24 protein-coding genes are annotated in these 25,826 nt (G+C 33.5%); 13 read left to right on the top strand and 11 right to left on the bottom strand.

Annotated features, from left to right (window positions below):
- Positions 1-3: 3 nt before the first annotated feature.
- On the bottom strand, positions 4-384 hold the full coding sequence (locus RC62_RS08970; RefSeq protein WP_055094684.1) for a group III truncated hemoglobin: 381 nt from the start codon (positions 382-384) through the stop codon (positions 4-6).
- 383 nt (positions 385-767) lie between these two features.
- Here RC62_RS08970 and RC62_RS08960 point away from each other — a divergent pair, with 383 nt between their 5' ends.
- On the top strand, positions 768-2,909 hold the full coding sequence (locus RC62_RS08960; RefSeq protein ID WP_055094680.1) for an RICIN domain-containing protein: 2,142 nt from the start codon (positions 768-770) through the stop codon (positions 2,907-2,909).
- 85 nt (positions 2,910-2,994) lie between these two features.
- Here RC62_RS08960 and ilvA read toward each other — a convergent pair whose 3' ends face one another.
- The 5 genes from ilvA to RC62_RS08935 form a co-directional block, all read right to left on the bottom strand.
- Positions 2,995-4,239 carry a threonine ammonia-lyase IlvA gene (gene ilvA, locus RC62_RS08955; RefSeq protein ID WP_055095164.1) on the bottom strand — a complete coding sequence of 415 codons (1,245 nt, stop codon included), beginning with the start codon at positions 4,237-4,239 and terminating at the stop codon, positions 2,995-2,997.
- Between the two features lie 330 nt (positions 4,240-4,569).
- Entirely contained in the window at positions 4,570-5,109 is a 540-nt protein-coding gene (locus RC62_RS08950) for a DUF4136 domain-containing protein (protein WP_055094678.1), read from the bottom strand.
- Positions 5,110-5,144: 35 nt separating this feature from the next.
- Entirely contained in the window at positions 5,145-7,121 is a 1,977-nt protein-coding gene (locus RC62_RS08945; RefSeq protein ID WP_055094676.1) for a urocanate hydratase, read from the bottom strand.
- Positions 7,122-7,631: 510 nt separating this feature from the next.
- Complete coding sequence (locus RC62_RS08940; protein WP_055094674.1) at positions 7,632-8,603, bottom strand: 2-hydroxyacid dehydrogenase; 972 nt, start codon at positions 8,601-8,603, stop codon at positions 7,632-7,634.
- Between the two features lie 149 nt (positions 8,604-8,752).
- Positions 8,753-8,929, bottom strand: coding sequence for a DUF5522 domain-containing protein (locus RC62_RS08935; protein ID WP_162789336.1), 177 nt, complete (start codon positions 8,927-8,929; stop codon positions 8,753-8,755).
- Positions 8,930-9,031: 102 nt separating this feature from the next.
- Between RC62_RS08935 and RC62_RS08930 the strand changes: the two genes are divergently transcribed.
- From RC62_RS08930 to RC62_RS08910, 5 genes are all read left to right on the top strand, one after another.
- Positions 9,032-9,367: a hypothetical protein gene (locus tag RC62_RS08930; RefSeq protein WP_055094670.1), complete on the top strand. Its 336-nt coding sequence runs from the start codon at positions 9,032-9,034 to the stop codon at positions 9,365-9,367.
- A 10-nt stretch (positions 9,368-9,377) separates the two neighbouring features.
- Entirely contained in the window at positions 9,378-10,274 is an 897-nt protein-coding gene (locus RC62_RS08925) for a 1-aminocyclopropane-1-carboxylate deaminase/D-cysteine desulfhydrase (RefSeq protein ID WP_157472442.1), read from the top strand.
- Positions 10,267-11,163 carry a glucosaminidase domain-containing protein gene (locus tag RC62_RS08920; RefSeq protein ID WP_055094666.1) on the top strand — a complete coding sequence of 299 codons (897 nt, stop codon included), beginning with the start codon at positions 10,267-10,269 and terminating at the stop codon, positions 11,161-11,163. The genes RC62_RS08925 and RC62_RS08920 overlap by 8 nt, the downstream gene beginning before the upstream one ends.
- Positions 11,164-11,268: 105 nt before the next feature.
- Positions 11,269-12,555 (top strand): glutamate-1-semialdehyde 2,1-aminomutase, encoded by a 1,287-nt coding sequence (hemL, locus tag RC62_RS08915; RefSeq protein WP_055094664.1) that lies wholly within the window; start codon positions 11,269-11,271, stop codon positions 12,553-12,555.
- A 175-nt stretch (positions 12,556-12,730) separates the two neighbouring features.
- Positions 12,731-15,205: a zinc-dependent metalloprotease gene (locus RC62_RS08910; protein WP_055094662.1), complete on the top strand. Its 2,475-nt coding sequence runs from the start codon at positions 12,731-12,733 to the stop codon at positions 15,203-15,205.
- Between the two features lie 56 nt (positions 15,206-15,261).
- Here RC62_RS08910 and RC62_RS08905 read toward each other — a convergent pair whose 3' ends face one another.
- The 3 genes from RC62_RS08905 to RC62_RS08895 all read right to left on the bottom strand — a co-directional run bounded on the left by RC62_RS08905 (position 15,262) and on the right by RC62_RS08895 (position 16,603).
- On the bottom strand, positions 15,262-15,465 hold the full coding sequence (locus RC62_RS08905; RefSeq protein WP_055094660.1) for a hypothetical protein: 204 nt from the start codon (positions 15,463-15,465) through the stop codon (positions 15,262-15,264).
- Between the two features lie 24 nt (positions 15,466-15,489).
- Entirely contained in the window at positions 15,490-15,999 is a 510-nt protein-coding gene (locus RC62_RS08900) for a hypothetical protein (protein WP_245176802.1), read from the bottom strand.
- A gap of 163 nt (positions 16,000-16,162) precedes the next feature.
- Positions 16,163-16,603: a hypothetical protein gene (locus tag RC62_RS08895; RefSeq protein ID WP_055094658.1), complete on the bottom strand. Its 441-nt coding sequence runs from the start codon at positions 16,601-16,603 to the stop codon at positions 16,163-16,165.
- A gap of 235 nt (positions 16,604-16,838) precedes the next feature.
- Between RC62_RS08895 and RC62_RS08890 the strand changes: the two genes are divergently transcribed.
- From RC62_RS08890 to RC62_RS08880, 3 genes are all read left to right on the top strand, one after another.
- Positions 16,839-17,762, top strand: a complete 924-nt coding sequence (locus tag RC62_RS08890; protein WP_055094656.1) for a DUF4274 domain-containing protein — start codon at positions 16,839-16,841, stop codon at positions 17,760-17,762.
- A gap of 120 nt (positions 17,763-17,882) precedes the next feature.
- Positions 17,883-18,908 carry a 2-hydroxyacid dehydrogenase gene (locus RC62_RS08885; protein WP_055094654.1) on the top strand — a complete coding sequence of 342 codons (1,026 nt, stop codon included), beginning with the start codon at positions 17,883-17,885 and terminating at the stop codon, positions 18,906-18,908.
- Positions 18,909-18,973: 65 nt separating this feature from the next.
- Positions 18,974-19,576 carry a hypothetical protein gene (locus RC62_RS08880; protein WP_055094653.1) on the top strand — a complete coding sequence of 201 codons (603 nt, stop codon included), beginning with the start codon at positions 18,974-18,976 and terminating at the stop codon, positions 19,574-19,576.
- Between the two features lie 91 nt (positions 19,577-19,667).
- Here the strand turns inward: RC62_RS08880 and lysS are convergent, their stop codons facing one another.
- Positions 19,668-21,371: a lysine--tRNA ligase gene (lysS, locus tag RC62_RS08875; RefSeq protein WP_055094651.1), complete on the bottom strand. Its 1,704-nt coding sequence runs from the start codon at positions 21,369-21,371 to the stop codon at positions 19,668-19,670.
- Between the two features lie 659 nt (positions 21,372-22,030).
- Between lysS and RC62_RS08870 the strand changes: the two genes are divergently transcribed.
- From RC62_RS08870 to RC62_RS08855, 4 genes are all read left to right on the top strand, one after another.
- Entirely contained in the window at positions 22,031-22,786 is a 756-nt protein-coding gene (locus RC62_RS08870) for a hypothetical protein (RefSeq protein ID WP_055094649.1), read from the top strand.
- Between the two features lie 5 nt (positions 22,787-22,791).
- Positions 22,792-23,490, top strand: a complete 699-nt coding sequence (gene lipB, locus RC62_RS08865; RefSeq protein ID WP_055094648.1) for a lipoyl(octanoyl) transferase LipB — start codon at positions 22,792-22,794, stop codon at positions 23,488-23,490.
- A 26-nt stretch (positions 23,491-23,516) separates the two neighbouring features.
- Positions 23,517-24,335: a helix-turn-helix domain-containing protein gene (locus RC62_RS08860; RefSeq protein WP_055094646.1), complete on the top strand. Its 819-nt coding sequence runs from the start codon at positions 23,517-23,519 to the stop codon at positions 24,333-24,335.
- Positions 24,336-24,415: 80 nt separating this feature from the next.
- Positions 24,416-25,012: an NAD(P)H-dependent oxidoreductase gene (locus RC62_RS08855; RefSeq protein WP_055094644.1), complete on the top strand. Its 597-nt coding sequence runs from the start codon at positions 24,416-24,418 to the stop codon at positions 25,010-25,012.
- Here RC62_RS08855 and RC62_RS08850 read toward each other — a convergent pair.
- The gene (locus tag RC62_RS08850) at positions 25,009-25,668 is read right to left on the bottom strand and encodes a ribonuclease HII (protein WP_055094642.1); all 660 of its coding nucleotides are present in this window, start codon (positions 25,666-25,668) and stop codon (positions 25,009-25,011) included. The two genes, RC62_RS08855 and RC62_RS08850, sit on opposite strands and share 4 nt — an antisense overlap.
- Positions 25,669-25,826: the final 158 nt, after the last annotated feature.

Here is a 25,826-nt window from a genome sequence, read left to right as displayed (position 1 = left end):
AATTTATTTTTCTAAATTTCTAAAGTAGTCAATTTTATAATTAAACATATAAGCCATATTTGCAGCACGAACTTTTGCTTCTTCAGCTAATTTACCAACAAATAAACCATCAACTGTTGCTGTGAAAATTTCCATCCAGCGATCAAAATGAAGTTGATTTACAGGAAGTTGTTTATGTGGCGGAAAAGGACTTCCGGAATAAGTATGTTCTTCCAGAAGTAAAGTTTGCCAAAAACGATACATTTTTTCTAAATGCTCCGGCCATCTTCCTAACATTCTTTCATTGAATATAGGACCAATCAAATCGTCTTTTTGTACTTTATCGTAAAAAGTGTTTACCAAAAGTTTAATATCATCTATATTCGAAATGTCTTGAAGTGCCATATTTTAATATTTAAAATCAATTGCAAAAATACAATTTAAAGAACTTTTTATTGGCTGATATTTATCATTTTCACTCCATCTTTTTTATTCCATAATTATAAACAAGGCAATTAGTAAATAATTTTAAAGGCTTTGTGTGGTGTTTTTTATGATCGTAAAAATTAAAGTAAGATTTTTAGTAAGATTTTTATTTTTATGTTGTTGTATGTCAATATGTTGAAATTTTACCAGATAAGTTTTTGTAAAGGTGAAATTTTGATATGATGTGTATTTGTAAAGTTTAAAAATTATAGATTCAGGATAAATTAACATAATATTGATGTGAATTAATAAAATTAATCTTAAAAAATAAGAAAAATTTAATTATTAAAAACTCAATAAAAATGAAAAAAACTACCCAAAATCGAACCAACCAAATGAACTTTACAATAATGATGTACTTCATTGTTATTGTCTCATTTACTATTAAGATGAATGCGCAAACTGTAACGCCGTGGATAACCAGCGCAGATCAAACAAAATTATTACAGCAGCAAGCTACTGTAAGTTTCGGAGCTAATTCCGGAAGCAACTCCTCAACAGTCACTGTGAATGCAGGAACAACTTATCAAACTATGGATGGCTTTGGCTATACTCTTACCGAAGGAAGTTGCGAAGTAATTAGCGGAATGGCTGCTACTCAGCAAAATCAACTATTAAATGATTTATATAATCCTGTTACGGGTTTAAACGCGAGTGTAGTTCGTATTAGTATCGCTGCTTCAGATTTAAGCAGTTCTTCGTATAGTTATAATGAAACTTCCGGTGATGTAAATATGAATAACTTTAGTCTTAACGGACCGGATTTGACGTATTTGATTCCGATTATAAAAAAGATACAAATTATTAATCCAAACATAAAAATTTTAGCAACTCCGTGGTCAGCGCCAAGATGGATGAAAACCAACAATTCTTGGGTTGGCGGAAGTCTACAGACACAATATTATGCTGCATATGCAAGATATTTTGTAAAGTATTTTGCAGCAATGCAGGCACAGGGAATTTCGATCTGGGGAATCACACCTCAAAACGAACCTGAAAATCCAAACAATGAGCCAAGTATGTTAATGAATTCGACAGAGCAAAAGAATTTCATTAATACCCAGCTTGGTCCTCAAATGGCAGCAGCAGGTTATGGAAATATAAAAATTATAGCTTTTGATCATAATTGCGATAATACCGCTTATCCTATAGATGTTTTAAACAATAGCAGTTATGTTGACGGAGCGGCGTTTCATTTGTATTTAGGAAATATTTCAGCGATGTCGACTGTGCGAAATGCAACCAATAAAAATGTTTATTTTACAGAACAATACACAGGATCAGGTGGTAGTTTTGGCGGAGATTTTGGCTGGCACATGCAAAACGTTGTCATTGGAAGTACGAATAACTGGGCAAAAACAGTTCTGGAATGGAATGCGGCAAATAATTCAGGTTTAGGGCCGCGTACTCCAGGCGGATGCAACACTTGTCTGGGTGCAATTACCGTTAATAACAGTACAAGTTATACAAAAAATGTAGCGTATTATATTATTGGACAAATTTCAAAATTTGTTAAACCGGGAGCTTTAAGAATCAATTCTTCCAGTACAAACGGCACTATCCTTTCATCTGCATTTAAAAATCCAGACGGATCGATTGCACTTGTAATTTATAATTCAGGATCATCAAATACAATCAAAATTGTTTCCGGATCATCAGCGTTTAATTACACAGTTCCAGCTTCATCTGCTGTTACTTTTAATTGGTCAGCGGGATCTTCATCTACTTTACCGGGATATTATAACATCATTTCAAGAAATAGCAATAAAGGATTAGATGTTGCCGATAATTCGACTACAAGCGGTGGACGCATTCAGCAATATGATATTACAAATGGAGGAGGAAATAACCAACGCTGGAAGTTCGTTCCTGACGGAAGTGGTAATTATTACATCATTGTAAAATCGACCGGATTGTATTTAGCGACTGAAAATAATAGCACAGCTGATGGAATAAAAGTGCAGCAAAGAACATTTGCATCTTCAAATGAATTTAAGTGGACCGTTGAAAGTCTTGGAGGAGGTTATTATAAAATTATTAATGTAAATAGCGGGAAATCATTAGATGTTGAAAATGTTTCTACCGCTAACGGAGCGAATATCCAGGTTTGGAGTTATACTGGAGGATTGAACCAGCAATGGCAATTAGTACAAGTTGAAGCTTCTGCGGCTAAAAAAGTTGCGGTAGAAGAAGTTACTGGTTCGCAAGATTTCTCTCTTTACATTAATCCGACTAATGAATATTTAAAAATTAATACACCAAATTCAGGTTCCGGTCAAGTTGAAGTTTACAATGCTTCTGGCCAAAGTGTTTTAAAAAGAACCATTGATTTTATAAGTGGAAATGAAGCGGAAATCGAAATTTCGAAATTACCAAAAGGACTTTATGTTGTTAAAGTTAGCGATAGTGAGAGATCCTATTCTAAAAAAGTGCTGAAGCAATAATTATAAATTTTGGGAATTTAATTAGTAATTTTATTTCTCATTTAAAAAGGCTGTCTGATGTAATATCGTGACAGCCTTTTGTTTTTTATCCTATTAATTGTGTAAATAAATCCTGATTATCATTTAGGTATTGAAATTCAAAACCATTTTTTGTCATATTCATCTTAATGGCGAGAATGTCATTTTTGTTTTTCAATTCTAAGCCTACGACTACTGAACCTACTTCACGACTGTTTTTCTTGGCAAATTGAAAATAAGTGATATCATCATCCGGACCTAAAATGTTATTGACGAATTCTTTTAAAGCTCCCGGTCGCTGCGGAAACTGAATCATGAAATAATGCATCAATCCTTCGTAGAGTAAAGAACGTTCTTTTATCTCTGCAGTTCTTTCGATATCATTATTGCTTCCGCTTACTATGCAAACTACATTTTTACCTTTTATTTTGTCTTTATAAAAATCTAAAGCAGCAATTGTCAAAGCTCCGGCAGGTTCAACAACCATTGCTTCTTCATTGTACAAACGTAAGATCGTAGTGCAAACTTTTCCTTCAGGAACCAGAATTATATCTTCAAGATTGTATCGGCAGATTTCAAAAGTCATATCGCCAACTTGTTTTACAGCAGCACCATCTACAAATTTATCGATTGTTTTTAAAGCAGTATTTTTATTTTCTTCGATAGAAGTTTTCATCGATGGGGCACCTTTTGGTTCTACACCAATAATTTTTGTATTTGGGCTCAAATGTTTAAAAACTTCAGATAATCCAGAAGCAAGTCCACCGCCGCCAATTGGTACAAAAACATAATCGATGGGTTCTTTGTAGCTTCCCAGAATTTCTAAACCAACTGTTCCCTGACCTGCAATTACTTTTTCATCATCAAAAGGGTGAATAAATATTTTATGGTTTTTTACCGCATCAGCGGTTGCTGATGCATAAGCGTCATCAAAAGTATCTCCGGTTAAAACAATCTCTACAAACGATTTCCCAAACAATTGAACTTGTTTTACTTTTTGTTTGGGAGTTGTTTTTGGCATATAAATTTTACCCTGAATTTGCAAAAGATGACAAGAATAAGCGACACCTTGCGCATGATTTCCGGCACTTGCACAAACAATCCCTATCGCTTTTTCTTTTTCATTCAACGAAGAAATCTTGTTATAAGCGCCTCTGATTTTATAGGACCGCACAATTTGTAAATCTTCCCGTTTTAATAAAATAGTTGATTCAAATTCTTCAGAAAGATTTAAATTTTGGGTGAGTGGAGTAGCGGCAACTACATTTTCGAGTTGCTTTTTGGCAGCAAGAACTTCGTTAAATAGATCCATAATTTTTGTTTTTTTGTCACGAATTAGCACTAATTTTTATTCTTTAATAGGGTAAAAATAATTCGGGCTAATTCGTGAAATTTGTGACGACTTTAATCCTCGTTAAATAAAAAAACCTCCCGATGTGGGAGGTTTGATAAATTGTATTTTGTTTACTTATTTATATAATACCTCACCATTATTGCTGAATTGCAATAATATTAATAGAGATAATAATGATATTTAAGTTTTTCATTTCAGATATTTGAAAGGCAAATGTATTAATTATTTTGTGAAGTAGTCAATAACTTTTTTTAGTTTTTATAAAAAACTGAGAACTGTGACTGAAAACTATTTTTTAACCGGCGGATATTGCGCTAAAACTTTTGATACAATTTCTTTTACCTTAGCATCTTTTTTATCTACATTTTTGGTTAAAGTTCCAACTCCTTCACCTTGCCAAATCATTTCTTTCTTTTTAGCGTCGATCAAATCAATAAACAAAGTTCCTTCTGTAGAAGTAGATACTGTAGTTTGATTTCCTCCATACATCATGTAAGGATTCCATCCCCAGCCCCAACCGTAACCCCAACCAGCGCTAAATTGGTTCACGTTTACTTGTTCTCTTGATTTAGTAAAAATATTTACTAATAAATCCGGGTTTTCACTTTTTGTAAAACCTTTGGCTTGCATTTCTTCTTCTATAGCATGCAGAATACGTCTTTTATCCAAATCAGAAATTTCGACCTTATCAATTCCGGGCTTAAAGAAAGCATAAGTTTTATAAGGTGCAAAATCTACGTTTTTATCGTAATCAGAATAAACACTTACCGTGCTGCATGAGGCTAGTATTAAAAGCAAAAAAACGGGTACTAATTTGAATGTTTTCATATGTTTAAAATTTTTAATGTTCTCATTTTCTATGTCTAAAAAAGATTTTCATCTACAATATTAGGCAAAGTTACTTTTAATAATGGCTGAACTTCCATTGCTCTTTTTATGGCAAAAATGGCTTCGTCATTTCGGGCCCAGCTTCGTCTTGAAATTCCGTTGTTAACATCCCAAAAAAGCATTGATGCTAAACGTTTTGACGCTTCTTTAGAGCCATCAAGAACCATACCAAATCCACCATTTATAACCTCTCCCCAGCCAACTCCGCCGCCATTATGAATAGAAACCCAGGTTGCACCTCTAAAGCTGTCACCAATCACGTTTTGAATCGCCATATCTGCCGTAAAACGAGATCCGTCATAGATGTTAGACGTTTCTCTGTAAGGAGAATCAGTTCCAGAAACGTCATGATGATCACGCCCTAAAACAACCGTCCCGATTTCGCCTTTAGCAATTGCCTGATTAAAAGCCTCTGCAATCTTGATTCGCCCTTCAGCATCAGCATAAAGAATTCTTGCCTGAGAACCTACAACCAGTTTGTTTTCCTGTGCGCCTTTGATCCATTTAATGTTGTCCTGCATTTGCTGCTGGATTTCATTTGGAGCCGTTTTTGCCAATTCTTCTAAAACCTGACTTGCAATGGTATCTGTTTTTTGCAAATCTTCCGGTTTTCCTGATGTACAAACCCATCTAAAAGGCCCAAAACCGTAATCAAAACACATTGGCCCCATAATATCCTGAACATAACTTGGATATTTAAAATCGATATTATTTTCGGCCATTACATCTGCTCCGGCGCGGGAAGCTTCAAGTAAAAAGGCATTTCCGTAATCAAAAAAGTAAGTTCCTTTTGCGGTATGTTTGTTAATTGCTTTAGCTTGTCTGCGTAAAGATTCCTGAACTTTTTCTTTGAACAATTCAGGATTGTTTGCCATCATTTCATTCGCTTCTTCAAATGAAGTTCCAACCGGATAATAACCTCCAGCCCAAGGATTATGAAGTGAAGTCTGATCTGAACCTAAATCAATTTTGATGTTTTCTTTATCAAAACATTCCCAAACATCAACGATATTTCCTAAATAAGCAATCGAAACGACTTCTTTATTGGCTTTCGCCAAAGTAACTCTTTTGACTAATTCATCAGTCGAAGTTACAATTTCATTAATCCATCCTTGTTCGTGGCGAATTTTGGTGATTTTTGGGTTTACTTCGGCGCAGACCGTAATACAACCCGCAATATTTCCTGCTTTTGGCTGTGCTCCTGACATTCCGCCAAGACCTGAAGTTACAAATAAATTACCTTCAGGATTTAATTTTATTTTTCTAAAACCATTCAAAACTGTAATCGTAGTTCCATGTACAATTCCTTGTGGACCAATATACATATAACTTCCCGCTGTCATTTGTCCGTATTGCGAAACGCCCAAAGCATTCATTTTTTCCCAATCGTCCGGTTTAGAATAATTTGGGATCACCATTCCGTTGGTAACCACAACCCTTGGTGCTTCAGCATGTGAAGGAAATAATCCCATTGGATGTCCTGAATACATTGTTAAGGTCTGCTCATCTGTCATTTCAGACAAATATTGCATAGTCAATAAATATTGTGCCCAGTTCTGGAACACAGCTCCGTTTCCGCCATACGTAATTAATTCATGCGGATGTTGCGCCACAGCATAATCAAGATTGTTTTGGATCATGTGCATAATTGCTTTTGCCTGTATCGATTTTCCGGGATATTCGTCAATTGGTCTTGCGTACATTCTGTAATCAGGACGAAGGCGATACATATATATACGTCCGTATTTTTCTAATTCTTCAGAGAATTCTACAATTAATTCTGCGTGATGTTTAGCTTCAAAATAACGTAATGCATTTTTTAAAGCCAGTTTTTTTTCTTCTGCCGAAAGGATTTCTTTTCGTTTTGGTGCGTGATTAATGGCTAAATCATATGCTGCCTTTGGAGGTAATATTGAAGGAATTCCTTGTTGTATTTGTTCTTGAAAAGTCATTTTTTTTAGAGATACTAAGTTGCTATCCCGAAGCCTCGGGACTAAGTTGCTAAGATAATTTAGCAAGATTAACAACAGATTAATTTTTTGTTTTTTAAATTATGCCGCCCCGCTAGGGCTGAAATTCTGATCGATAAATTCTGTTTCTATAAATATTACAATCCTAAAGGATTTTTTTAGCTATAAATATTACACTCCTACGGAGTTAATCTAAGCCTTGGAAAGGCGATATATTTATAGAAAATAATAATTACCCAATACAAAAGCTCCATAGGAGCGAAATATAAAGTCAGTATCAAAAGAATTATCTAATTATCAAATTGACACATTTTCTAATTTAGATAATTTCCTAATTAAAAACTAGGGATAACGAATATCCGACCTGTGATAGGATTTATGAATCCTAATCCTGAATTTTCTTGAACGGATATCCATATACTTTTAGATTATTGTTTTTAAAATTATCTCATTATCTAAATTGGCATATTCTCTAATTGCCCATTTTTCTAATTAATAAACTTCCTCATTTACACAAAACGGCATTTTTTTATTCTCATAAAGGGCTATTATATTTTGTGCAGCACAAATTGCCATTGCATTTCTAGCTTGGTATGTTGCTGAACCAATATGTGGAAAAATACAACAATTTGGCAATGATAACAGCAGATTGTCATGATTCATTGGTTCCGGATTGGTAACATCAAGTCCGGCGCCCCAGATTATATCATTGGTCAGGGCATAAAACAAATCATCTTCATTATGAAATTTTCCTCTTGCTGTATTGATAAAAATGGCGTTTCGTTTCATTTTAGCAAAAGTGCTTTTATTAAAAAGTTCGTTGTTTTCTTCACTATAATTAGAATGAATACTCAAAACATCACTTTGTGAAAGTAACGTTTCAAAATCTACAAATTTGGCATCAAGTTCCTTTTCAGCATTTTCATTATGAGAACGATTGTGGTAAATTATATTCATTCCAAATGCGGCTTTACATTTCTGTGCCATTTCAAAACCAATTCTTCCCAAACCAAATATTCCAAGTGTTTTACCGTAAAGTTCCTGACCTAAATTTTCTAATGCATTAAAAGTTCCCCATTCTCCGTTTATAATTTTTTTATGATTATAAAATGACTTTCTGGCAACACTTTGCATCAATAAAAATGCAACATCTGATGTCGCTCTGCTTAAAACATCAGGCGTATTTCCAACAGGGATTTTTCGACTATTGGCTGATGCAATATTGACGGAATCAAATCCTACAGAAAATAAGGCGATACCTTTTAAATCAGGACATTGCTGAAAAAAATCTTCATCTAAGTTATTGGCTCCAACATTCAGAAGAACATCATTTTCCTGACAAATTTTTATAAATTCCTTTCTTGATAATACATTCTCTGTTGGATTTATGGTAAGATGTATACCTTTTTCCTGAAGTAATAAAATGCCGGCCTCTGGTATATTTTTATTTATAAAAACGTTCATTTTTGTTTAGATTTCTAGATGTTAGATTGTTAGACTTCTTAGATTTTTTTGAAGTTGAAAATCATATCCATCTTTAATGAGGTTAATTTAATTTAAAGTTCATTTTCAATAATTATCTAATTATCACATTGGCACATTTTCTAATTAGATTATTTCCTAATCCTGCCTGTTTTTTTATCAAAGCCATAAGGACAATGTCGGCAACCACTTTTGCAGCAATAACCGCGTTTAAGGTGGTGTTTTTCAGTAAAGCATTTATAACCTTCGGGAGTATAATAAAAATCTTCGCCTTCGATTAGTTTATTTTCATTACTTTGCTCTTTCATAAATCTGCATTGGTTTTCAGGTTCTCTTTTTAAAATCAAATTGATTGTGATTTTAATGAAATTGAACATTTTTTATCTACAAATTTATAAATTTTACAGCTAATGTTTCTGATTGTTGCTAAATATTTAATTCCGAAAGGATATCGCGGAATGGCTGTTTTTCCGTTTGTGGTTCTAAAATACGATTTTGATAAAAACAATCCTGTTTTTGTCAATCATGAAAAAATTCATTTAAGACAACAACTAGAATTACTTGTTTTACCTTTTTACTTTTTTTATGTTTTAGAATATTTAATCAGATTGTTACAATATAAAAACAAAGACTTGGCGTATCGAAATATAAGTTTTGAAAGAGAAGCTTATGCGAATGAAACGGATTTAAATTATTTGAAAAAACGATCTTACTTTCGGGTTTTTAAATACATAACTTTAAAATAAAATATAGATTTTGAACCAGGAAATTCATATTAACTTTCCAAACGATATTTCCCTTACAATAAAACGCGAAGATTTGATTCATCCGTTTGTTTCGGGTAATAAATTCAGAAAGCTAAAATACAATTTACTTCAGGCAAAAGCCGAAAATAAAGAAACTGTACTGACTTTTGGCGGAGCATTTTCAAATCATATTGCTGCGGTAGCATATGCCGGAAAAGAACAAGGTTTTAAAACTATTGGAATTATTCGCGGAGATGAACTTTTTGATAAAATCGAAGAAAATCCAACCTTGAAATTTGCCCAGGAAAACGGAATGCAGTTTGAGTTTGTTTCCAGGGAAGATTACAGACTTAAAAGTGAAATCTCTTTTATCGAAAAATTAAAAGATAAGTTTGGTGATTTCTATTTAGTTCCCGAAGGCGGAACAAATGAATTAGCGGTAAAAGGCTGCGAAGAGATTTTGACAGAAGAAGATGGTGTTTTTAATTACGTTTGCTGTGCAGTTGGAACTGGCGGAACGATTTCAGGATTAATCAATAGTGCATCACCAAATCAGAAAATTTTAGGGTTTCCGGCGTTAAAAGGTGACTTTTTAACCGATGAAATTCGTATTTTTGCAAAACAAGATAACTGGAATTTAATTTCTGACTATCATTTTGGAGGATATGGTAAGGTAAATTTAGAATTAATTGAATTTATCAATACTTTTTTTGAAGAAACAAAAGTGCCTTTAGATCCAATTTATACAGGAAAGATGGTTTTTGGCGTTATAGATTTAATCCATAAAAACTATTTTCCTGATCATTCAAAAATATTACTCCTTCATACCGGCGGATTGCAGGGTATTGCCGGGATGAATATAAAATTGAAGCAGAAAAAATTACCAATACTTAAAAGCAATGTTTAAAAAAATTATAATAGCTTTCATAATCGCAACATTAGCAAGCTGTTCGTCTAGTAAACCTACTATTGCAACGACCAGAAAAGCGGCTGCGGTTCAGAGGCCCAGAGTAGCAACGACCAAAAAGCAAACTCCGGTTAAACCTATTGGTAAAAACTACCCTTCTACAAACAATACAACTGAGGTAATACAATCGACTTCAAAAACAGTTGTAACCAGCGATTTAATCAACAATTATATTTTACAGTTCAAAGATATTGCAATGGGAAATATGCAGAAATACGGCATTCCCGCAAGTATTATTCTGGCACAGGGAATCTTGGAATCCGGGGCTGGAAGAGGAGATCTGGCTGTAGAAGCAAACAATCATTTTGGAATAAAATGCCATAAAGACTGGTTGGGAGAAAGCGTTCGTCACGATGATGATTCTGCTCAGGAATGTTTTAGAAAATATCCCGAAGCTTCAGAATCATACAGAGATCATGCTTTGTTTTTGGTAGGGAAAAATCGATACGCCACTTTATTTACTTACGAAAAAGATGATTATAAAGCCTGGGCAAAGGGATTGAGAGCAGCAGGTTATGCTACAGATCCTAATTATCCGGATAAATTGATAAGCTATATTGAGCGTTACAATTTACATCAATATGACTGTCAGGTTACAGGAAGAAATTATGTTCCTATTAATAAAACGGTTCCAACAAAAAGTGTGTCGACTCCGTCGAAAAGTTCTTCAAACTCAAATTCAAACGATCCTAATTTATACGAAGTACAACAAGGAGATACGTTGTACTCGATTTCAAAAAAATTCAACGTATTGGTTGATGACTTAAAACGAAAAAATAATCTTTCAGACAATGCCATATCAATTGGACAAAGATTGAAGGTGAAGTAAGTTTTCAGTCTCAGTTTTCAGTTTTGAAATTCATCTAAAATCAAATTTTAAAATAAAGTTCAAGGTTTATAATTTAAAATCGGAACTCAAAAATCTAAAATCTAAATGATCTATAAAAGAAGTAGTCAGCTTTTTGCTGAAGCAGAAAAAGTAATTCCGGGAGGAGTAAATTCACCAGTAAGAGCCTTTAAAGCGGTTGGAGGAACTCCTATTTTTGTAAAAAGTGCCAAAGGTGCTTATTTATATGATGAGGACGGAAATAAATTAATAGATTACATTAATTCATGGGGACCAATGGTTTTGGGCCATGCTTATCAGCCGGTCGTTGATGCCGTAATCGAAAAAGCAAAACTGGGAACTTCATTTGGAATGCCAACAGAACTGGAAACTCAAATTGCTGCTTTGGCGGTTTCTATGGTTCCGAATATTGATAAAATAAGATTTGTAAATTCAGGTACAGAAGCTTGTATGAGCGCCATTCGTTTGGCTCGCGGATTTACGAAAAGAGATAAAATAATAAAATTTGCCGGTTGTTATCACGGACATTCGGATTCATTTTTGATTCAGGCAGGAAGTGGGGCCGTAACTTTTGGATCGCCAAATAGCCCGGGAGTTACAGAAGGAACTGCAAAAGATACTTTGTTGGCAAAATACAATGACTTAGAGAATGTAAAAACTTTAATCGAAGCGAATAAAGGCGAAATTGCAGCAATTATTATTGAAGCAGTTGCCGGAAATATGGGTTGTATTCCGCCTCAAAAAGGTTTTCTGGAAGGATTAAGAGAATTATGTACCGCAAACGGAATTTTATTAATTTTTGATGAGGTTATGACAGGTTTCCGTCTGGCTCGCGGAGGAGTTCAGGAATTGTATAATATCAATGCTGATATTGTAACTTTCGGGAAAGTAATTGGCGGAGGTTTACCGGTTGGGGCTTTTGCTGCACGCGAAGAAATCATGAACTATTTAGCACCGCTTGGTCCTGTTTATCAGGCAGGAACTTTATCAGGAAATCCTTTAGCAATGGCGGCAGGATTAGCAATGTTGCAATCTCTTGATAATGATCGCGAAATCTTTACCCGTTTAGAAGAAAAAACAGCTTATTTAGAAGCGGGAATTGACAGGGTTTTAAAAGGAAATAATGTTGACTTTACCATTAATAGAGTAGGTTCGATGATTTCTGTTCACTTTGATGCAAATCCGGTTACAGATTTTCAAACCGCTGCAAAAGGAGATAATGAAACTTTTAAGAAATTCTTTCACGGTTTATTGCAGGAAGGAATTTATATTGCACCATCTGCATATGAAACATGGTTTATTACAGATGCATTAACGTATGAAGATTTAGATTTTACAATTAATGCAATTGATAAAGTGTCAAAGACGTTTTAAATCTTAAAAACTAAAATATACTTTTCAATTAAGGTTCAGCTTTTTAATTAAAGCTGAACCTTTTTTATTTCGCTAATTTTAATTAGTTAATGAAAAGTTAATAAGGGGGTTTTTCTTCCTATAATTAGAATAAAAATTATTTTTGTTTGTTGAATAACCACTAAACCTACAATAAATGAAGAAATTTTTCATTTTTATTACAATGGCAGTTTTCATGCTGTTTTCTACCAAACAATTTGCGCAATCTAAAAAGAAAGATCCCAAAAAAGGAGAACCCGCAGTTGCCCCGCCAGAGAAAAAATCAGAATCTACAATTAAAGATTACAGTAAAGTGATTACTAAAGATGCTGTTTCTGATCCGGGACTTTTCACTGTTCATAAAGTCGATAAAAAATACTACTTCGAGATTCCAAATAAGTATTTAGATAAGGACATGCTTTTAGTAAGCAGACTTTCAAAATTACCTTCAAATTTAGGCGGAGGATATGTAAATGCCGGTTCTGAAACTAATGAGCAATTAATAGTATGGCAGCGTTTTCAGGATAAAATTCTGATCAAATCAAAATCTTATAATGCGGTTGCAAATGATACTTTGCCAATTAGTATTTCGGTAAAATCAAACAATTATGAACCAACATTGTTCGCTTTTGATATTGTAGCTTTTAGCAAAGATTCAGCAAATACCGTTATTGATGTTACTAAATTTTATAGTACAGATGTTAAGGCAATCAGCGGAATATCTGCAGAAATGCGCGAAACGTATAAAGTAAAAGGACTTGATGATTCGAGAAGTTTTATTAACACGATCAAAAGTTTTCCTATGAATATCGAAGTGATTCAGGATATGACGTATAATGCTTCGAAACCATCAATGTTAGAAGATACAGAATCTATAAGCATACAAATGAATCAATCAATGGTTTTATTGCCGGAAGTGCCAATGAAACCAAGATTAGCAGATCCCAGAGTTGGATGGTTTACTGTAAGTCAATACGATTACGGAAGTAATGAATTAAAATCTGATCTTAAAACATACATTCGCCGCTGGAGATTAGAGCCTAAAGATCCTGAAGCTTATAACAGGGGAGAGTTAGTTGAGCCTATAAAACCAATTGTGTATTATTTAGATCCTGCAACGCCTGAAAAGTTGAGAAAATATATTAAACAAGGAATCGAAGAATGGCAAAAACCTTTTGAAGCTGCTGGTTTCAAAAATGCTATTATTGCAAAAGATGCTCCAACAAAAGAAGAAGATCCAGATTTTAGCCCTGAAGATATCCGTTATTCGGTAATTCGTTACGTTGCAAGTACAACCCGAAATGCCGTTGGACCAAGTGTTTCTGATCCCAGAACCGGAGAAATTATCGAAAGTGATGTTATCTGGTATCACAATCATTTGCGATCGTACAGAAACAGATATTTGTTAGAAACCGGAGCAGCAAACCCGTCAGCAAGAACTTTGCAAACCAGCGATGAAGAAATGGGAGAGATGATGCGAATGGTAATTGCTCATGAAGTAGGTCATGCTTTGGGTTTTCCGCATAATATGGGAGCAAGTTGTGCTTACGATGTCGAGAGCTATAGAAATGGTGATTTTACACAACAAAACGGAATCTCTGCAAGTATTATGGATTATGCGCGTTTTAATTATATCGCACAACCGGGAGATAAAAATATTCGTTTTGTTCGTAAAATGGGAGCGTACGATCAATATGCAGTAAATTGGGGATACAGAGTAATTCCGAATGTGAAATCTCCACAAGATGAAATTTCAACTTTAGACAAATGGATTTTGGAGAAAGCGGGAAATCCGTTATATAAATTCGGAAAACAAAGCAGTGTTTTTGATCCTACAACCCAAACAGAAGACATTGGGAATAATTCGATGAAAGCGAGTTCCTACGGTCTTAAAAATCTGGAATTTGTAGCAAATCATTTAAATGAATGGACCAGCAATGTGACCAATGATTACGGAGATTTAGATGAATTATATAAAGAAATGCTGGAAGCCTGGAGCAGATATGTAGGTCATGTTGTAACCAATGTTGGCGGAGTTTATGAAAATACTAAAAAACCAAATCAAACCGGAAACATTTATGAAGTTGTTCCAAAAGCAAAACAGACAGAAGCAATGAACTGGCTTCAGACAAATGCTTTTGCGTCACCAACCTGGATTGTAAACGTGAATACTTTAAAAAATACAGATGTTGCAGGTTATACAGAAAGGTTTAGGGCTTTGCAGATTAGGCATCTGAATAATTTATTGAGTATTAGCAGAATTGGTCGATTAATGGATAATGAAATCCTTGGTGCAGATACTTATAAAGCTTTGGATTTAATGAGAGATACACGAAAAGGAATCTGGAAGGAAGCTGCTACGCCGGCGAATGTAACGATATACAGAAGAAATTTGCAACGCGGTTATATTGACAGAATGGGCACTTTAATGACCGAAGAAATTAAACCAACAGACAGATCTGTAATTTATTATAATGTAGCACAATCTGATGTAAGAGCTTTGGTTCGTGGAGAATTAACTGCATTAAGAAGTACACTTTTGGCAGCAAAAGCAAAACCGGTAAACACAGAAACAAAATACCATTATGAAGATTGTATTAAAAGAATCGATTTGATTTTAAATCCGAAATAAGATTTCATAAAAATAAAAAAGAGGCTTTTTAAAGCCTCTTTTTTTTTGGATCTCAATTACATTTTATCTTTTCGGTGATCTTTCATTTTGTCTTTGTGCTCTTTTTGAATTGCTGTCCATTTTTTATATTGATCTGCATTCAAAATAGATTTCATTTTAGCGTCAGTTGCTTTGTGATCTTCTTCCATTTGTTTTTTCATGGCAGCTTTTTCGGCATCAGTTGGTTTTGCATCACCTCTGCTTTTTCTAAGCGTTTCCATTTTAGTGCTTCTGTCAGATAAAAGCTAGCTAACTTGTTTTTGCTGATCGGCATTTAAATTTAGCTCAGTTGTTAGCTTTTGTAAATGTGTCTGATCGCGTTCTTGTGGAGATTTCATATCTCTTTTACCTCTGTGATCGCCTTTATGATCTCTATGTTCTTTTTTAAGGGCGGTCCATTTTGTGTACTGATCGGCGTTTAAAATTGCTTTCATTTTAGCATCGTTTGCTGCTTTTTCAGTATCCATTTGTTTTTTAAAAGCTTCTCTCTCTGCGGCAGTAGGTTTCGTTTTACTGTCTTTTTTGGCATCTCTGAACTTTTCTGCTTTGGCACTTCTTTCTGCTAGTAATTGTTTTACTTGCTCTTGTTGTTTTTTATCTAAACTCAATTCAGAAGTTAATTTTTGTAAATGTTTCTCATTACGCTGTTCCGGAGTTAATTTTTCTCTTTGATCACGTGTAGGTTTCTGATTGATGTCTTGTGCAAAACTTACTATTCCAACGAACAATAAAGCTGCGATAAATAATTTTTTCATAATTCGTTTTTTTAAAGGTTTATAGCAATTAGACTTCAAGAAGTTTGCTAAGTTTAATGGCATTGTCGGATTTATCTTTTAATTAACAGAAAGTATTAAGGAAAACATAATAACATTCTAAAATAAAAAAGAGGCCTAAATGACCTCTTTTTGTAAACTATAATTAGTTGTTTTCTTGTTTGTATTCTCTCATTTTTTCTTTTGCTTTATCTCTTTTTTCTTCCTGAATAGCGGTCCATTTTTTATATTGGTCAGCATTTAGAATTGCTTTCATTTTAGCATCATTAGCATCTTTTTCAGCTTTCAATTCATTTTTAAAAGCTTCTTTTTCAGCAGCAGTTGGTTTTGTGTTGCTGTCTTTTCGATTTTTACGTTCTTCTCTTAATTTTTCTGCTTTGGCACTTCGTTCTGCTAAAAGTTGTTTTACTTGTACTTGCTGATTGGCATCAAGATTTAATTCTGACGTAATTTTTTTTAACTGCTTTTCATTGCGTTGTTCCGGAGTTAATTTTTCTCTTGGTTCTCGTGCAGGTTTTTGATCCGCTTCTTGTGCAAAACTCGCTATTCCAACGAATAACAAAGCTGCGATAAATAATTTTTTCATGAGGTACGTTTTTTAATTGTTATAGCAATTAGACTTTATTGAATTCAATAGGTTTAATCTGATAATCAGAATTGTAGTTTATTTAACAAACGAAAAATTGTTTGGCAATATTGTTTATTGATTTTACAAGAGTTTTTTAATTGTTCTAATTGCGTCTGATTATGATGTTTTGCGAGAATAGGTTTTTAAATTTGTATTTTATATTAAAGATTAAAAGATAGAATTACCAAAATATATGGAGCATTTATTTAATAAGAAAAATAAAAATCGCGTTTTAAAGGCAGTAAATAGAGAGATATCTTATCAAAAATTAACTGCAGCCGAATTGCATCAATTTGTTCAGCATTGGTATTATGATGACGGACTGGATCCCTTTGAATGGATTATAAAACAAAAACATCTTGATAAAGGAACGGCGCTTTGTTTGTATTGGATGTTGCAGCCCGATTATTTCTGCAAATTCAAAAATGAAGATGAAATAAAAGAAGATTCTAATTATGAGACTTATTTATTATTAAAAGAAATTGAAGAAAGATATGTTTCCGGTTTTTATGAAGAGGAGAATTTTTCTTTTGATCCAAAGGAGGAGTTTCTTGATGAAAATTCTAACACAAAATGTATTCCTGGGCAAATGCTCGTAAAATCATCAGGAACTGTTTTTGAGCGAATAGATATTGAGTTTGCTTTTTTAAGAAGTCCAAACGAAAAAGAATTAAAAACAATCAATACAAAGATTGCAGACGCCATAAAAACCATTCAAATTTCGAATCCTGATTTTCTGTACAATCAAACAGATGATGCAATAAAAGCCATAATAGAAAGTGTTGAATATTGGAAAGGAAACGAATTAGGGAAAGTAAAAATTAATAATTTATCGTATTTATGGATGGATTGCATTCATAAAGAACACAACTGGAACTGGATTATTTGGGATTGGGAAACGGGAAATAATGTTGGTGTAACTAATACTACAAAAGAGCTCACTTGTTTGTCTGATACCATTATAAATCATACCATAGATGGATTTCAGCAATCGTCGATAATTTCAGATTTATATCAAGATTTGGCAGGAGTAAATAATTTCTATGATTTAAAAAAGGATCCTTACAGCGGAATTGGTTTACTGTTTAGTACTGATTATTTAAAATTTAGAGAATAAGGGAAGAGTTTCGATAAAAGAGTTTCATTTGAGACTCTTTTTTTTATTATCAGAAATTTACTTCAGAATTAATTGCGTAATTTAGTGAAAACTGAATTTAAGAACCCGAAACGAATTATTATGAGTTTAGACATAACATCAAATAACAATAAAATTGCTTTTTTTTCGACGCAGCCTTATGACAAAACTTTTTTTAATAAGTACAATAAGGATTTTGGTTTTGAATTGGATTTTTTTGAAACGCAACTCAATCCTCAAACTGTAATTTTAATAGAAAATGCTGCTATAGTTTGTGTTTTTGTAAATGATATTGTCAACGAAGCGGTGATTAAACAATTGGCAGAGAAGAATGTAAAAATCATTGCTTTGCGTTGTGCTGGTTTTAATAATGTCGATTTAGAAGCAGCAAAAAAGCACAATATAAAAGTATGTCGCGTTCCAGCATATTCGCCTCAGGCGGTTGCAGAACATGCAATGGCAATGATTTTAACCTTAAACAGAAAAACGCATAAAGCATACAATAGAGTACGGGAACAAAATTTTTCGCTAAATGGATTATTGGGGTTTGATTTATTCGGAAAAACAATTGGTATTATAGGAACAGGAAATATCGGAAAAGCGTTTGCAAAAATAGCTTTAGGTTTTGGCTGTAAAGTTTTGGCATATGATATTGTCACGAATACGGAAATGGAAAAAGACGGAGTAAAGTTTGTATCTCTTGAAGAAATATTCAAATCGAGTGATATTATTTCGCCTCATTGCCCTTTAAACGAGCAAACCAAGCATATTATTAATAGGAAGTCTATCGATGAGATGAAAGACAATGTGATGATTATCAATACAAGCAGAGGAGGATTGATACAAACAGCTTGTGTTATTGAAGGTTTAAAAGAAGGTAAAATTGGTTATTTGGGAATTGATGTTTATGAGCAGGAAGAAAAGCTGTTTTTCAGAGATCTCTCTGCAGATATTATTCAGGACGATGCGATTCAGCGTTTAATGAGTTTTCCTAATGTTTTGGTTACAGCACATCAGGCCTTTTTTACTAATGAAGCTTTGACTCAGATTGCTTTGGTTACATTTAATAATATAAAGTCTTTATTGACACAAAATGATATCGAGAATAAAGCAGCTTTGCTGGTTTAAAAAAGACGAATAGGCAATCTTATACTTTTTAGAAACGTAATCGTAAGAATTAAAAAATAGAAATTATGAAAATAAAGATTTTAGTGGCATTTATAATTTTAGGAATGATTTCATGCCAAAATAAAGATAAAACAGAAAAAGAAAATGTCGTAGAGGCAATTGCAACCGATACAATAGTAAAAACAGTAGCCGGAACCGCAGACGTAAGCGATGCTCCTGTAAAAGATGATAAAGGTGTAGAATTAATTAGAAAACAGCTTTTGGTTTTGCTAAAAACGGATTTACCAGCTTTGACCAAAGACGATCGATTTTTTTATTACAGTGCTTTCGATTTAAACAATGACAAAAAAGACGAGTATTTTGTAGGTTTCTCAAACTCTTACTTTTGCGGAAGTGGCGGTTGTTCAGGATTTATTCTGAATAATGACGGAAGTTTAATCAATAAATTTTCGGTAACTGATTTTCCTATTTATGTAACCACTTCAGTAACTGAAAAATTTTATGATCTAATAGTTGTAAGTGGAGGAAAATTTCATCTTCTAAAACTGAAAAACGGAAAATATCCGTCAAATCCATCTGTTCAGGAAGTTGTGAAAGAGGAAGCTTCAAGAGAAAGCGCAAAGGTTTTGGATATTGATGGGAAGAAGTTGGAAAAGTATTCTTTTTAAAACACAAAACCCGACAGGTTTTAAAAAACTGTCGGGTTTGAAATATAATTTAATTTTAGAATTTCTAATTTCCAAAATTGGTTTTTAAAAATTACTCTACCAATTCCACAAATTTAAAATCACCTTCAACAGCGACTTTCGTCAAACCATGTTTAGATAAGTTTTTCATAGACGCATCCCATTTTTTACCGCTTAAATTTGCAGTAATTTTTAATTGTTGAAGATCCATTTTATTTTCATTTCCTTTCAATAAATCTACTATGAATTTCTCTTCATCAGACAATTCAATTTGAGCTTGTTTTTTCTCCGGACGCATTTGCGGGAACAATAAAACTTCCTGAATCGATGCATTATTTGTTAAGTACATAATCAAACGGTCCATTCCAATTCCCATTCCGGATGTTGGAGGCATTCCATATTCTAATGCTCTTAAGAAATCTTCATCGATGATTCCGTTTGCTTCATCGTCACCTTTTTCAGACAAACGCATTTGATCTTCAAAACGCTCACGTTGATCAATTGGATCGTTTAATTCAGAATAAGCATTTGCGATTTCTTTACCACAAACCATTAATTCAAAACGCTCTGTAAGATCTGGATTATCGCGGTGTTCTTTACATAAAGGAGACATTTCTTTAGGATAATCAGTAATGAAAGTTGGCTGAATGTAGTTTCCTTCGCATTTAGCGCCAAAAATTTCATCAATCAATTTTCCTTTCCCCATTGTTTTATCAACGTCGATTCCCATTCCTCTTGCTGCGTCGAACAATTCTTCTTCAGTTTTACCTGAAATATCAAAACCTGTAAAATGTTTGATAGAATCTGTCATTGTAACACGAGCATAAGGCGCTTTAAAATTAATTTGATGTTCACCAAAAGTAACTTCGCTGGTTCCGTTTACAGCAATCGCACAATGCTCAAGTAAACCTTCAGCAAATTCCATCATCCAGTTGTAGTCTTTGTAGGCTACATATATTTCCATTGCAGTAAATTCAGGATTATGCGTTCTGTCCATACCTTCATTTCTAAAGTTTTTAGAGAACTCATAAACACCTTCAAAACCACCAACAATTAATCTTTTCAAATACAATTCGTTCGCAATACGCATATAAAGCGGGATATCAAGCGAATTATGGTGCGTGATAAAAGGTCTTGCAGATGCTCCACCAGCAATTGATTGTAAAACCGGAGTTTCAACTTCAAGATAACCGGCATCGTTAAAATAGTTACGCATAGCGGTAAACAATTTTGTACGCTTAATGAAGTTTTCTTTAACATGCGGATTAACCGTTAAATCTACATAACGCATTCTGTAACGTAACTCAGCATCTGTAAAAGCGTCGTGAACGTTTCCGTCTGTATCAACTCTTGGTAAAGGAAGTGGACGAAGCGTTTTACTTAAGAAAGTAAAACCGCTAACACGAATACATTTTGCACCAACTTGTGTCGTAAACAATTCTCCTTCAATACCAACAAAGTCACCTAAATCAGTTAATTTTTTAAAAACCGTATTGTACAAAGTTTTATCATCACCTTCACACAAAACATCGCGATTCACATACAATTGTATACGCCCTTCGCTATCCTGCAATTCAGCAAAACAAGCTTTTCCCTGATCTCTGATACTCATCAAACGTCCGGCAACGATAACCTTCTTTCCCTCTTCAAAAGATTCCTTAATCTGCTTCGAAGTATGATTTACAGGAAAAAGATTAGCCGGATAAGGATTGATTCCTAAGTTGCGTAAGTTTTGAAGTTTTTCTCTTCGGATGATTTCTTGTTCTGATAATGCCATTTTGTGCTCTTTTTTAAGTGTGCAAAGATAAAGAAAAGAATGTAGATTTCAGAATGGAGTTTTTAGATTTTTTGAAGCACAAATTTTAGAGTATCAATGACCTTTTGTCCCGCTATCCGCTTGTATCTTTTTTGCCGAAAAAGCAAAAAAGGATACCGCTTCTATCGGGGCTATTTTAGAAGTTTTGGTTTTTATAAGATCTTTTAGTTGGTGTGTTTTGTCATTGCGAGTGTTTTTTGTTATCGCTTCGGGAATTTTTTGAGAAGTTCTGCAGGAACAAAATATATTGTAGGGATGGATTTCAATCCATCATTCGCAATTGGAACCCAATCTTGTCATTCCGAGGCACGAGGAATCTTCGCAAGTAGCTCGACAAAGATTGGCGAATTACCAGATGGAGTTTCTTGCGAAGATTCCTCGTGCCTCGGAATGACAAGTAAATGAGAAGATTCTTGTGGAAATGATTGTTTTAGCCCTGATAGAAGTGGAAATCCTTTTGTGGCGGGGTTCGCCACAAAAGATTGTAACGGATAGCAGGATTAGCTCCTGAAAAAAAGAAGCGGAATCATAAATAAAAACAATTTCCGCATAAACAATTAAACAAATCCACGATTAAATAAATAAAAATAGTCTTCGTATCTTTGATAAAAATTAGCCATATGAAATTATATAAACTACTAAGTTTTTCTTTTTTAATAGCAACATTAACAAGTTGCACTTTGACCGAAAATATATATGTAAGCGATAACGGAACCGGAAAATATTCTGTTGATATCGACGGTTCTTCTTTAATGGCAATGGCAGGAGATCAGCTTGGTGATCAAATGGGAGCTGACGCTAAAAAGAATATTGATTCTACTTTTACCTTTAAACAATTATTTGAAGAGAAAAAAGACAGTATCGCAAAATTGTCACCTGAAACTCAAAAAGAGCTTAAAAAACTGGAAAACTTTGTAGTGAATACTAAAATGAATGCAGAGAATAAAGAGTTTTTAATGACGCTTTCTACTGATTTTAAAAAGGTAAACGAATTACAAGATGTGTTGCAATCCTTAAGTGCGCTTCAAAAATTAGAAGGAGCAGGAAGTGCCGCCGCACCTTTTGGAAATGGTTTAGGTGATAATAATAGTACACTAAGCTATACTTATGACGGAAAGAAATTTACGCGTAAAGCTGTAATAGATAAACAAAAATTAGCTGCGAAGGCAAAAGATTCTGCAGCAGATATGTCAAAAATGATTTTTGCTTCTTCTACCTATATTATAAAGTACCATTTTCCTAAACGTATTAAAAAAGTATCTAACCCAAATGCTTTGTTTAGCGACGATCGTAAATCAATTACAATTCAATTTCCTTTTACGGATTATATGGAGAATCCTGACAAACTTAACTTTGATGTAGAGTTTGAAAAATAATAAAAATGAATAAAAAAATTCAACTTCGAGATTTAGGAAGTAAAGACTATAAATCGACCTGGGAATATCAGGAAGATCTTTTTAAGGATATAGTCGACTTAAAAATCAAAAACAGAAGAGAAGAACTGGATCTGGAAACACCAAATTATTTGTTGTTTGTAGAACATCCGCATGTTTATACTTTAGGGAAAAGCGGTGATCTTGAAAACCTTTTATTAAACGAAAAACAGTTAGAAGCTAAAGGAGCTACTTTCTATAAGATTAATCGTGGTGGAGATATTACGTATCATGGACCAGGGCAAATCGTAGGTTATCCTATTTTAGATTTAGAAAATTTCTTTACGGATATTCATAAATATTTACGTTTTTTAGAGGAATCTATTATTCTTACTTTAGAAGAATATGGTTTAAAATGTGGAAGGAGCGAGGGTGAAACGGGAGTTTGGCTGGATGTAGGAACTCCGTTTGCACGAAAAATTTGTGCGTTGGGTGTACGCGCTTCCCGCTGGGTAACTATGCATGGATTTGCCTTGAATGTAAACGTTGATTTAGGGTATTTTGATAATATTATTCCGTGTGGAATTCGTGGTAAAGGTGTTACTTCATTACAAGTAGAACTTGGCGTAGAAAAAGTCGATGAAACCGAAGTAAAAGGCAAAATTGTAAAACATATGACTCAATTGTTTGAAGCTGAGTTTGTCTAGAATTTACTTTTCAAATATAAAATAGTATGAAAAATGCTGAAGAAAATAACAATTACAGAATTGCGGTTCCTTCAGCATTTGAAAATGTTTTCTCTCACTTTTACTTTGCCGAAAATAAAACGGCACATTCAATAACAAAAACATTATTACCAAGTTTTCAAACTATCCTTGTTTTTAATTTTGGATCACGAGCTTTTCTCAAATCTGAACAAAATAATGTTCTTGAAGTAGAAAAGTGCTTGGTTTTAGGCCCTATAAAACAAGCTTTCGATTATACTTTAGAGCCGGGCTCTCAGATTTTAGTGGCTAATTTTAAAGAAGATGCTTTCTATCGGTTTTTTGGCAGTGTACTTTTTGATGCATTGCCTATTCATCCAGATACTTTAATTCAGAAAAATTGTTTTACAACTTTATGGGAGGAATTAAAAGAAATAGCTAATACACAAAATCAGGTAAATTATATTTTAGAGTTTTGTAAGCCTTATTTACGCGAACAAAATGCTATAACATCACTTTTGGCTGATTTTAAAGATGATAATTTAAATCCTATAAAAGCAATTGCTTCAAAAGTAAATCAGAGTGAAAGAAATATTCAGCTTAATCAAAAGAAGTATTTTGGTTATACGATTAAAGAGGTCAATCGTTATGAAAGATTTTTGAAGGCGGTTGAATTAATTCAAAAAAATGCTGTCAGTTCTACAAACACAGATTGGATTACTATAGTGGATCATTGCGGTTTTTATGATCAAAGCCAGTTGATACATGACTTTAAATATTATATGAATATTTCACCAACAAAATTTTTGAAATTTCAAAGTGATATCTGCAGTTCAAAAGCAGATTAAATTTGGTTTTCGTTTTCTTACAATTGTACCCGTACCTTGCTTTCTAAATTTGTCATGTTTAATACTTAAAAGATAAAAATATGAAAAATTTAGTTATTTACGCGCATCCACATTCAGGTAGTTTAAATCATTTCTTCAAACAAACTATAGTTGAAAATCTTCAGGGATCAGATCAGGAAATTGTTATTCGTGATTTGAATGAAATCAATTTTAATCCGGTTTTGTCCCTGGAAGATATGAACGGACAAAGAATGGGAAAAGTTGCAGACGATGTTAAAGCTGAACAGGATTTTATTACATGGGCTGATCGTATTATTTTTATATACCCGATCTGGTGGACAGGAATGCCGGCAGTTATGAAAGGTTATATCGATCGTGTTTTTAGTTATGGATTTGCTTATCGATATGATCAGGGCGTTCAAAAAGGTTTATTAAGCGGAAAAAAAACGATCATTGTCAATTCGCACGGAAAATCAAATGCCGAATACGAAGCAATAGGAATGGATAAGGCCTTAACCTTAACATCTGATACTGGAATTTTTATTTATTCAGGATTAGAGATTCAAAAACACTTTTATTTTGATAAAGCTGACAGGGCTTCTGCTGAAGATATTTCGAAATGGGAATATGAATTAATCTCGATTTTAAAAGAAAATGAAATCCAAAAAATGCACTAGAATTCTAGGGAAAGTTGTTCCGGCAGGAGTCTGAAACTCATTCGGTGGTATTTTGTAGTTCCGTATTTTCTAATAGCTTCCCGATGTTCTTTGGTAGGATAACCTTTATTCTGTTTCCAATTATACATCGGGAATTCTTCATGAATTTGATCCATATATTCATCTCGATAAGTTTTGGCTAAAACAGAAGCTGCTGCAATACTTAAAAATTTTGCATCTCCTTTTATAATACTCTGATTGGGAATAGATTTTAAGAGCTCTATTTCAGTTAAAGAGAATTGTCTTCCAAAGCTGTTTTTCAAACCTAATTTTGCATTTAGGGAACGATTACCATCTACGATAATAAATTCAGGAACCTGATTTAACTTTAAAATGCATTCCTGCATTCCTTTCATCGAAGCATTTAGAATGTTTATTTCGTCTATTTCGTCTGGTAATAAATGCGTAACTGCAAAACAAACAGCATGTTGTTCTATAATTGGTTTTAATAATACTCTTGTTTTTTCAGACAATTGTTTACTGTCATTTAAAAACTGATTTTCAAAATCTGCAGGTAAAATAACTGCCGCTGCTGTTACTGGTCCTGCCAGACAACCACGTCCAGCTTCATCGGTTCCGGTTTCCATAACAAATCCGGAAAAATTTTTTGCAAGCATTTTCTCTTTATTTCTTTTAATTCACAAATATTATAAAATATTATAAAACAAAGTTCTGTATTTTTTTAAACAAAAATACTTGTAATTATCAAAAGTTTAAAAAAGCCACTTATTTTAATGATGTTCATAAAAGACAATATTGTTTTTTATGAGGTTGA

It is taken from the genome of Flavobacterium aquidurense, assembly GCF_001404985.1.
Taxonomy (GTDB): domain Bacteria; phylum Bacteroidota; class Bacteroidia; order Flavobacteriales; family Flavobacteriaceae; genus Flavobacterium; species Flavobacterium aquidurense_B.
This window is presented reverse-complemented; position numbering and strand designations above follow the sequence as displayed.

Coding starts and splice junctions, on each gene's coding strand:
- RC62_RS08970 (WP_055094684.1), bottom strand. CDS start 384: ATGGCACTTCAAGACATTTCGAATATAGATGATATTAAACTTTTGGTA.
- RC62_RS08960 (WP_055094680.1), top strand. CDS start 768: ATGAAAAAAACTACCCAAAATCGAACCAACCAAATGAACTTTACAATA.
- ilvA (WP_055095164.1), bottom strand. CDS start 4,239: ATGGATCTATTTAACGAAGTTCTTGCTGCCAAAAAGCAACTCGAAAAT.
- RC62_RS08950 (WP_055094678.1), bottom strand. CDS start 5,109: ATGAAAACATTCAAATTAGTACCCGTTTTTTTGCTTTTAATACTAGCC.
- RC62_RS08945 (WP_055094676.1), bottom strand. CDS start 7,121: ATGACTTTTCAAGAACAAATACAACAAGGAATTCCTTCAATATTACCT.
- RC62_RS08940 (WP_055094674.1), bottom strand. CDS start 8,603: ATGAACGTTTTTATAAATAAAAATATACCAGAGGCCGGCATTTTATTA.
- RC62_RS08935 (WP_162789336.1), bottom strand. CDS start 8,929: ATGAAAGAGCAAAGTAATGAAAATAAACTAATCGAAGGCGAAGATTTT.
- RC62_RS08930 (WP_055094670.1), top strand. CDS start 9,032: ATGTTTCTGATTGTTGCTAAATATTTAATTCCGAAAGGATATCGCGGA.
- RC62_RS08920 (WP_055094666.1), top strand. CDS start 10,267: ATGTTTAAAAAAATTATAATAGCTTTCATAATCGCAACATTAGCAAGC.
- hemL (WP_055094664.1), top strand. CDS start 11,269: ATGATCTATAAAAGAAGTAGTCAGCTTTTTGCTGAAGCAGAAAAAGTA.
- RC62_RS08910 (WP_055094662.1), top strand. CDS start 12,731: ATGAAGAAATTTTTCATTTTTATTACAATGGCAGTTTTCATGCTGTTT.
- RC62_RS08905 (WP_055094660.1), bottom strand. CDS start 15,465: ATGGAAACGCTTAGAAAAAGCAGAGGTGATGCAAAACCAACTGATGCC.
- RC62_RS08900 (WP_245176802.1), bottom strand. CDS start 15,999: ATGAAAAAATTATTTATCGCAGCTTTATTGTTCGTTGGAATAGTAAGT.
- RC62_RS08895 (WP_055094658.1), bottom strand. CDS start 16,603: ATGAAAAAATTATTTATCGCAGCTTTGTTATTCGTTGGAATAGCGAGT.
- RC62_RS08890 (WP_055094656.1), top strand. CDS start 16,839: ATGGAGCATTTATTTAATAAGAAAAATAAAAATCGCGTTTTAAAGGCA.
- RC62_RS08885 (WP_055094654.1), top strand. CDS start 17,883: ATGAGTTTAGACATAACATCAAATAACAATAAAATTGCTTTTTTTTCG.
- RC62_RS08880 (WP_055094653.1), top strand. CDS start 18,974: ATGAAAATAAAGATTTTAGTGGCATTTATAATTTTAGGAATGATTTCA.
- lysS (WP_055094651.1), bottom strand. CDS start 21,371: ATGGCATTATCAGAACAAGAAATCATCCGAAGAGAAAAACTTCAAAAC.
- RC62_RS08870 (WP_055094649.1), top strand. CDS start 22,031: ATGAAATTATATAAACTACTAAGTTTTTCTTTTTTAATAGCAACATTA.
- lipB (WP_055094648.1), top strand. CDS start 22,792: ATGAATAAAAAAATTCAACTTCGAGATTTAGGAAGTAAAGACTATAAA.
- RC62_RS08860 (WP_055094646.1), top strand. CDS start 23,517: ATGAAAAATGCTGAAGAAAATAACAATTACAGAATTGCGGTTCCTTCA.
- RC62_RS08855 (WP_055094644.1), top strand. CDS start 24,416: ATGAAAAATTTAGTTATTTACGCGCATCCACATTCAGGTAGTTTAAAT.
- RC62_RS08850 (WP_055094642.1), bottom strand. CDS start 25,668: ATGCTTGCAAAAAATTTTTCCGGATTTGTTATGGAAACCGGAACCGAT.